Source organism: uncultured Hymenobacter sp., from assembly GCF_964243305.1.
Classification (GTDB): domain Bacteria; phylum Bacteroidota; class Bacteroidia; order Cytophagales; family Hymenobacteraceae; genus Hymenobacter.
This window is the reverse complement of sequence record NZ_CAXTEF010000067.1, coordinates 1-8,296: the sequence shown is the minus strand read 5'-3', so window position 1 is coordinate 8,296 and position 8,296 is coordinate 1. Positions and strand designations below refer to the sequence as shown.

Genomic DNA, 8,296 nt, shown 5'->3' with positions numbered 1-8,296 from the left:
AACAAGCGGCTTAACCTCTACTAACCACTGGCTTGCCGAACGGGGAAGCGTACAGGTCCAGACGGGCGCGCTCACGACGTGGCCGCGCTCGCGCAGGGCGCGGGCCAGCACATTATCTTCATCTTCAGTGCCGGGCACGGCATATTGGGTTCGGCTGAGGCAGGTGACGAGGGCAAGATTCATGGGAAGGGGGTAGGGTGCGGGGCTTGTCCCCGCCCGGCGGGCGCGCCAGCAGACGGTCCGGTCCGACGCCCTAGGCGTCCGACCAGTTGTCGTGGGCGCTTTTACGCTTGCGGCGCCAACGCCGGGCGGGGGCAAGCCCCGCACCCTACTTTTTCATGCTCAGATAGTCCGCCGCCAGCGTGGCCAAGGTCTTCACGCCCAGCGTGAAGCCGCTCTCATCGAGCTTGAAGCCGGCCGTGTGGTGGTCGGCGGTCGTGGCCGGGTCGGTGCCCTTGCTCATGCCGCCCACGAACAGAAACAGGCCGGGCGCTTTTTCCTGGTAATAGGAGAAGTCCTCGGCCCCGGTCACGGCCTTGATTTCTTTCACGTTGGCCGCGCCGCCGGCCACGGCTTGCAGTGTGGGCAGCATCCGGGCCGTCAGGGGCGGGTCGTTGTAAGTGACGGGCACGTAGGGCTCGATGCCGACTTCGGCCGTGGCGCCGGCGCTCTCGGCGATGTTGGTGGCGGTGCGCCGGATGGCGGCCCAGAGCTGCTCCTGGGTCTTCTTGTTCAGGGCCCGGATGGTGCCGCTCAGCTCCACGTCGGCCGGAATCACGTTGTAGCGCACGCCGCCCTTGATGGTGCCCACGGTCACGACGGCCGCGTCGTCGGTGAGCTTGATTTGGCGGCTGACGATGGTTTGCAGGCCCATGATAATCTGGGCGGCCGTCACCACCGGGTCCACGCTGTTCCAGGGCGAGGCGCCGTGGGCGCCCTTGCCGATTACTTTAATAGTGAACCTATCCGAGCTGGCCATCTCACCGCCGGGACGGTACGTCAGGCGCCCTACCTCAGTCTGGGCGTTGATGTGGACGCCAAACACGGCGTCCACCTTGGGGTTTTCCATCACGCCCTCCTTCACCATGAGCTTGGCGCCGCCCTCGGTGCCGGGCAGCGAGCCTTCCTCAGCGGGCTGGAAAATGAACTTGACGGTGCCGGGCAAGTCCTTTTTCACCTGGCTCAAAACCTCAGCCGCGCCCATGAGCATGGCCGTGTGCGAGTCGTGGCCGCAGGCGTGCATCACGCCCACGGGCTGGCCCAGGTAGGTCGTTTTCACGGTCGAGGCGAAGGCCAGGCCGGGCGCCTCGGTCACGGGCAGCGCATCCATATCGGCCCGCAGCGCCACCACCGGCCCCGGCTTGCCGCCGCGCAGAATGGCTACCACGCCGGTGCGCCCTACCCCCGTCTTTACCTCCAAACCCAGCTTCTTGAGGTGCGCGGCCACGATGCCGGCCGTGCGGGTTTCCTCGTTGCCCAGCTCCGGGTGCTGGTGGAAGTCGCGGCGCCAGGCAATAACCTTGGCTTCCTCGGCCTGCGCCAGCTGGGCAATGCGGGCGTTGAGGGCCGGGTTCTGGGCGAAGGAGGGGGTAGGGAGTAGGGCGGCCAGGAGCGGGGCTGCTAGGGCGTAGTGGGTTGGGTTCATAGTTGGAAGGTACAACTGACGCGGATTTAATGTAAGATAAATCAGATAGTTATCATAATTTGTGAGTTATTTTAAGTGTATGCCGCTAGGAAGTCCAACGCCTCGGTTTTGCTTTGAAACTTGCCGATAATTTCTGAGCTATTATTGAAGCGAACAATAATCTCATAACGGGTAAACAGTGCACTGCCGGTTGCTTCTACATAGCTCGCAATGAAGTCAATAGCCTCTGTTGCTGTACGCAATAGGCTGCTACTACCGTGCAATGGAAGCACATGCACTTGGTCAACCCGCCGACTTACGGTTACTTCCAAGTCGGTTAGAAAAGCCTGAACCTCCGTCTGATTAATCTCTACCAGCTTTCTGGCGATTTCTGCCGGGTTCGGGAGAGCATTGAACGTCTCAATTTCCCGTCTGAAATCAGCTTCAGGGGTGTCCTCGTCAAAGTCAGCGTTTATGCCAAAATGGGCGAATGCATCTTTAACGGTTTGATACGAGAAGTATAGTACACTAAAGCCAGAAGAGCGGAGCTGACTCAAGGCTCCAGCGGTGAATTCACCGGCAAGAATTACTCCCAAGAAAGGGTGAGTGTGCTCATATTTTAGCGCAAGCGGCAACACAGCACCCTGAATTTCCTGTGCTTTGTTGCGCGAGTGCTTAGTATATCGGCGCCACGCAGCTTCAATGAACGCTACTGGAGTGCCCTGCACTGTACCCGACCCACCACGCTCCAACACAAAGTCTAAATTATGCTTGTTGCCTTTTAAGTCAACCCAGATGAGGTTCTTGCCTTTGCCGCGCAACTGACGATTTCCTTTGACATCCAGAAAAAGGCGGTGCCGCTGGGCAAATTCGTCCAAAAAAGGTTTGATGGCGACTTCCAGCAGGTCACCAATTAGTTGTCCGAACTTATGTGCGTATGACTCGGCCATCTTTTGAATTAATAACTGCTATCCTTCAATCCACAAGCGGCCTTCGTGCAGCGGATGCGTATGCTTCCGGTTTTTCCATTTCACGTTCCGGTCGCGGAGTTTCTCGAAATGATACCTTTTGAAGCCGGCAGCTACGGCAATTTCGCCCAGCCACTGGTCTACCGGTACGTGGATGCCGTAGGGAGCAGAGTCGCCGACTACGAAGCACATTAGGGCGCCGGGACTGGTAACGCGCCGCAGTGAATGCATGACATCAGCTAAGTCCCGGAAATAGGCAGCAATCATAAAATGGTAGTTCTTTTTGCCGCCGTGCAGGTGTCGTTCTTGTTCGAGAGTTTGGTAGACCTGCATCAGTTCTGTCCGAACGCAGGCGAGGCGGGGTGCAGCAAGAATACTGTTCACTTCGGGCGCAAGCTTGCCCACGTGCTGAGTGCACGCCCGGATAAGTTTGCTGCGTACTCCCAACTGAAGGTCGCCCCAGCCAGCGATGAACCCCCAAAACATCATTTCCAGACGAGTAGCATCGGCATAGTCGTAGTTATTGGCATAGGGCGGCGAGGTGATAACTAAATCAGCCCACCCATCTGGCACCGACGTGATGTTGCGCGAGTCGTCGTTGTAAATGGAAGCCGGAGCAACTTTAACATTGAGGTCTTGCATTTTGCCCATGTCACGCACCATATCGGCACACTTCTTCTCAAAAGCCAGAAACGGGTCAATGACTTTAGCTTTGGTCTTGGTAGGCTGGATATACTGCCATTGAGCAGTACCCACCGGCGAGCAAGGGCGCAGGATGGCCGTAATCACAAACCAGAGCAAGTCCTTCTGTGCTTCGGCAGCCTCAAGCTTGGTCCAGGCCTGCTTCAGAGCGTCTAGCTTATGAAGGGTGGGCAACGGAAAACACTTAAGCAGCAACTCTGGGTATTCGGTTTTGGTAATGGCTAAGCCTACAGCCCGCTCTAATAGGTCTTGAGCTATGTAGTTAAAAAGCTTGGCATCAGTTTGCCATAGCAGCTTGGCCGTGGCAATCTTATAGATATAGGGCTGAGACTCTAGGCCTATGGAGGCCACACCTTGGAATTCGCTTTCGAGTAAGACAGTGCCTGAGCCAGCAAATGGGTCGAGGACGTGAGCTTTGCCTTGAGCTTTTTGTTCAGCAACTACCTGTCGAACCCAATCGGCCGAAAATCCGGCTGTGTAGCGATACCACCCGTGGATAGGTAGCGCCATGTTGGAGGTAAATGTAGAGGACCTATTAACCTCTACACTTGAGTACGAAGGAAACAAATCGAGAGTAGCACTTATGTTATTCTTGGGCATGACACAAAGCTAAGACGAGCGGGTCAAGATAATAAGCCATTGTATACCGCTAAAAATAGCGTGAAGTCAAGTCCCTATATCGGTTGTAAAAGTCGCCCTGCCAAAACGGCCACTTCCTACCCCCCGGCCCCAATCTTGCCCGGTGCTAGCCAATGCTAGACTTCCTGAAAACCATCTCCGCCAAGCGGCCCGCGCCCGGCGACAAACCCGCCGTGAGCGTGCGCGAGCGGGTTTCGGCTCTGCGCCACCTGCCGGCGTTTCTTAAGCTCATCTGGAACACCAGCCCGGCCCTGAGCCTGGGCAATATTGCGCTGCGGCTGGTGCGGGCGGCCTTGCCGCTGGCGCAGCTCTACATCGGCAAGCTCATCATTGACGACGTGATTCAGCTCAGCCGCCTACCCCCCCTCCAGCGGCAACTCGCGCCCGTGCTTACGCTCGTGGCCCTGGAATTCGGGCTGGTGCTGCTGACTGATGCGCTGGGCCGCGGCGTGGCGCTGCTCGATAGTCTGCTGGGTGACTTGTTCGCCAATCAGTCCTCGCTGCGGCTGATGCACCACGCGGCGGAGCTGGATTTAGACCAGTTTGAGGACAGCACCTTTTACGACAAGCTGGAGCGGGCGCGTCGGCAGACGCTCTCGCGCACTGTGCTGATGAGCCAGGTGCTGGCCCAGGGGCAGGACGCCGTGACCTTGCTCTTGCTAGCCGGCGGGCTCGTCGCGTTTCAGCCCTGGCTGCTGGGCTTGCTGCTGCTGGCCGTGGTGCCGGCGTTTCTGGGCGAGTCGCACTTCAACGAGCGCAGCTACTCGCTCTCGCACTCCTGGACGCCCGAGCGCCGCGAGCTGGATTACCTACGGCAGACCGGCGCCTCGGATGAGACGGCCAAGGAAGTAAAGATTTTTGGGCTCTCTGATTTCCTGATGGCGCGCTTCAAGGAGCTGTCGGACAGTTTCTATCAGCAGAACAAAGGCCTGGCGTTGCGGCGCGCCGGCTGGGGCACGGTGTTCGCGGCCGTGGGCGCGGCTGGCTACTACGGCGCCTACGTCTACATCATTGCCCGCGCTGTGGCCGGGCAGATTTCCGTGGGTCAGCTCACCTTTCTGGCCGGCTCGTTTGCGCGGCTGCGCGGGCTGCTCGAAGGGATATTGAGCCGGTTTAGCTCGGTGGCCGATGGTGCCTTGTATTTGCAGGATTTTTTCGACTTCTTTGCCCTGCGTCCGCGCATTGTGCGCCCGCAGCCCGGCACGCTGGAAGCCAGCCGATTGCGGTCTTTCCCCCGGCCCATTCAGTATGGTTTTCAGTTTGAAAAAGTCGGGTTCCAGTACAAAAATGGTACAAAGTGGGCCATTCGGAACCTGAGCTTTGAGTTGCGGGCCGGCGAAAAGCTGGCCTTGGTGGGCGAGAACGGCGCTGGTAAAACTACGCTGGTCAAGCTCTTAGCCCGGCTCTATGACCCTACCGAGGGCCGCATTCTGCTCGATGGCTACGACCTGCGCGACTACGACCCGGCCGAGCTGCGCGCCGAAATCGGCGTCATCTTCCAGGATTTTGTGCGCTTTCAATTACCGGCTGGCCAAAACCTGGCCGTGGGCCGCATCGAGGAGCGCGGCAACCAATTGCGCATCGAATCGGCGGCGCAGCAAAGCCTGGCCGACACCGTGATTGAGAAGCTGCCCGGCGGCTACGAGCAGATGATAGGCCGCCGCTTTGCCGGCGGCGTGGATTTGAGCGGCGGCGAGTGGCAGAAAATCGCGCTCGGCCGCGCCTACATGCGCGACGCCCAACTGCTCATCCTCGACGAGCCCACCGCTGCCCTCGACGCCCGCGCCGAGCACGAGGTCTTTCAGCGCTTTGCCGAGCTGACGCAGGGCAAAACGGCCGTGCTTATCTCGCACCGCTTCAGCACCGTGCGCATGGCTGACCGCATTTTGGTCATCGAAAACGGAGAGTTCGTGGAAATCGGCGCCCACGAGGAACTGCTCGGCCGTGAGGGGCGCTACGCCGAGCTGTTCCGGCTCCAAGCGGCCGGCTATCGGTAGGAGAGGGGTAGGAATTATTTCCTGCCCCCGTCCCGACTGGCAGGCCCACCAGGGGTAACCGGGTACGAAAGACATTTCCCGGATGGCAGATAAGCCAGGAATTATGTAACTTGGTGCCCCTCAAACCTCCCACCTTGCTTCTTATGCTGAACACGTTACGCCTGAGTTTCCTGCTGCTAAGCGCAGCCCTGGGATTAAGCAGCTGCTTTGCCCTGCGCGAGGCCCGCATCGAGTCCGACTACAGCTACAGCGGCGACTTTCGCCGCTACCGCACCTATGATTTCGTGAGCGGCGAGGGCATCATCGCCGATTCCAGCCGCCTGGGGCAGGCCCTGCGCGAGGCCATCAGCGGGCGCCTGCGCCAGCAGGGCTACAAGCCCGCCGCCGGGCAAAAGCGGCCGGATTTGCTCGTCAACTTCAAGCTCTTCGAGGGCACGACCAAGTTTCGGGGCTACCAGCAGGAAGAGCTGGAAACCTGGATTAAGCGCGCTCCGGTGGAGGATGAGAACACGCCCGAGCAGGAGCGCCACGGCTACGACCCGGTGCGGATGCTGATGGTCGACGGCACGCTGCTGGTTACGCTGGTCGACGCCCGCAACCAGCGCGCCGTCTGGAACGGCTACGCCTCGGGTGTGGAGCTGCCCACCGGGCCGCTGGCCGAAGTGATTCTGCGCCGCTCGGTGCGGTCCATCTTCGACCGCTACCGCGTCTTCACCGAAGGCTACCTTGATTCGCCAGTCATGCCGACGAGCGGCAATTAGAAACCAGAATCCCTACCCCCTGCCCGGAGCCTAGACCCCCACGGGGCGCCTCCAAGCAGCCGCGCTAATAGCACGGAAGGCGGGGCGCCCCGGTGGGGGTATAGGCTCCGGGCAGGGGGTAGGGATTTTCAGGAGTGGGCCGCCCTGCCGCCGGGGCGGCTGCCCGCTAGCGCCGCATATTCGGCAGGCGCAGCTGGAAGCCCAGCGAGGGCACCACCGTTACGCCGCTAAGTGAGGTGCTCTGGCCATTGAGCAAGGCGTAGTCGCCGTAGTTCTGGTAGAAGAGCGACACGGCCGGGATGACGTAAAAATAGCGGTAGCCGAGCTTGAGGTTGACGAAACCGCCAAACGAGGAGAAGTTGCGCGTTTGCCGCGGCAGCTCCGGCACTTTAACCGAGCCGTTGAAAATTTTGTCGGGTGCGAAGCCGTAGCTCACCCAGCTGTGGCCGTAGACAAGGCCGTAGCTGATGGCCCCGATTTCCTCTTCCGGCCCGAAGCTCTGGCTGATGATGAGCGGCACGAGCAGGTCGTTGCGGGTAGCGCGGAAGTTGAGCACGCTGTTGATATCGTCGAGAAAGGGCAGGTTGGGCAGCTTGGCCCGCTGGGTGGCAAACTGCAAGCCCACGCTGGCGTAGGTGACGCCGCTGGCGGCCCCGGCGCCGGGGTTTTCAGGGGAGCCGGTGGGGCCCAGCAGCTGAAACTGGGCATCGAAAACGTGCGAGCCAAAGGCGTATTTATAGCCCGCGTCGAGGCGCGGGATGATGCCGTAGCGGATGCTCAGGTCGGCGGTGGGCTGCACCGGGTCGAGGACGTAGGCCAGGGCGGCGGCTTGGAGTTGGGTGGTGGCGTCGGTGTAGTCCACGCGGTCCTGGCTGGCGGCCTGGGTGGCGGCGTCTTTCACGGCGCGGCCCACCTTGTCGAGCGGGGCACTGGCCACATTAAAGCCTTGATTATAGGCGCCCCGGAACTCGCCCTGGGGCGTGACTTTGCCTGTCGCGACGATGGCGCGGGGCGCGGTGCAGGAAGCTGCAGCGGCCAGCAGCAGGCCCAGGGCCGGCAGCAGTAGCGCACCCTGACGCCGATGGGCAGACCGAGGAAAGAGCAGAGAAACTTTCATAAGAACGGGAAAAAGCTGGATAATGCGGGCAAAACGAAAATCAGACCAAAACAGCTGTGGTCTTTCCCACTCTCTCCAGTTATCCCTACCCCCTCTCGTCATCCTGAGCTTGCGAAGGACCTTATCACCGTTGAACGAGCACTAATCGATAGATTACTGCAAGCCGTCCTGACCTGAGCAGGTCCTTCGCAAGCTCAGGATGACGAGAGGGGGTAGGGATAACTGGAGAGACAGGAATAAGAACCCCGCCCCAACCCGTTACTTTCGTCGCTTATGCGTCTTCTGCTTCTTCTGGGCGGGCTGAGTTTGCGGCTGGCCCCGGCTTTCGCCCAACAACCCCGCCAACCCGCCGCGCCCGCTACTCGCCGCGCCGCGCCGGCTTCGGCCGCTAAACCGCCGCTCAAGGCAGGCAATAAGTTTGCGGACCCCGTGCTGCGCCAGATTTATACGGCCCAGGACGAGCGCAACACCGCCGCGCTGCTGCCCTT

Annotated in this window: 7 protein-coding genes and 1 pseudogene; 3 read left to right on the top strand and 5 right to left on the bottom strand. The window is 60.3% G+C overall.

What is annotated here, in order from left to right; genetic code table 11:
* From ACFE70_RS19800 to ACFE70_RS19785, 4 genes and pseudogenes are all read right to left on the bottom strand, one after another.
* A pseudogene (locus ACFE70_RS19800) lies at nucleotides 1–183 on the bottom strand (hypothetical protein); the annotation flags it as partial.
* Nucleotides 184–328: 145 nt separating this feature from the next.
* Entirely contained in the window at nucleotides 329–1,645 is a 1,317-nt protein-coding gene (locus ACFE70_RS19795; protein ID WP_375419515.1) for an amidohydrolase, read from the bottom strand.
* Between the two features lie 71 nt (nucleotides 1,646–1,716).
* On the bottom strand, nucleotides 1,717–2,574 hold the full coding sequence (locus ACFE70_RS19790) for a hypothetical protein (protein ID WP_375419514.1): 858 nt from the start codon (nucleotides 2,572–2,574) through the stop codon (nucleotides 1,717–1,719).
* 18 nt (nucleotides 2,575–2,592) lie between these two features.
* A complete protein-coding gene (locus tag ACFE70_RS19785) occupies nucleotides 2,593–3,804 on the bottom strand; it encodes a hypothetical protein (protein ID WP_375419513.1) in 1,212 nt (403 codons plus the stop codon).
* A 242-nt stretch (nucleotides 3,805–4,046) separates the two neighbouring features.
* Here ACFE70_RS19785 and ACFE70_RS19780 point away from each other — a divergent pair, with 242 nt between their 5' ends.
* Together ACFE70_RS19780 and ACFE70_RS19775 are read left to right on the top strand one after the other, a co-directional pair.
* The gene (locus ACFE70_RS19780) at nucleotides 4,047–5,930 is read left to right on the top strand and encodes an ABC transporter ATP-binding protein (RefSeq protein WP_375419512.1); all 1,884 of its coding nucleotides are present in this window, start codon (nucleotides 4,047–4,049) and stop codon (nucleotides 5,928–5,930) included.
* Nucleotides 5,931–6,073: 143 nt separating this feature from the next.
* Nucleotides 6,074–6,691 (top strand): DUF4136 domain-containing protein, encoded by a 618-nt coding sequence (locus tag ACFE70_RS19775; RefSeq protein ID WP_375419511.1) that lies wholly within the window; start codon nucleotides 6,074–6,076, stop codon nucleotides 6,689–6,691.
* A 166-nt stretch (nucleotides 6,692–6,857) separates the two neighbouring features.
* Here ACFE70_RS19775 and ACFE70_RS19770 read toward each other — a convergent pair whose 3' ends face one another.
* On the bottom strand, nucleotides 6,858–7,808 hold the full coding sequence (locus ACFE70_RS19770; RefSeq protein ID WP_375419510.1) for a hypothetical protein: 951 nt from the start codon (nucleotides 7,806–7,808) through the stop codon (nucleotides 6,858–6,860).
* A gap of 273 nt (nucleotides 7,809–8,081) precedes the next feature.
* Here ACFE70_RS19770 and ACFE70_RS19765 point away from each other — a divergent pair.
* Nucleotides 8,082–8,296 (top strand): hypothetical protein (locus ACFE70_RS19765; protein WP_375419509.1); only part of this gene is annotated, 215 nt, incomplete at its 3' end.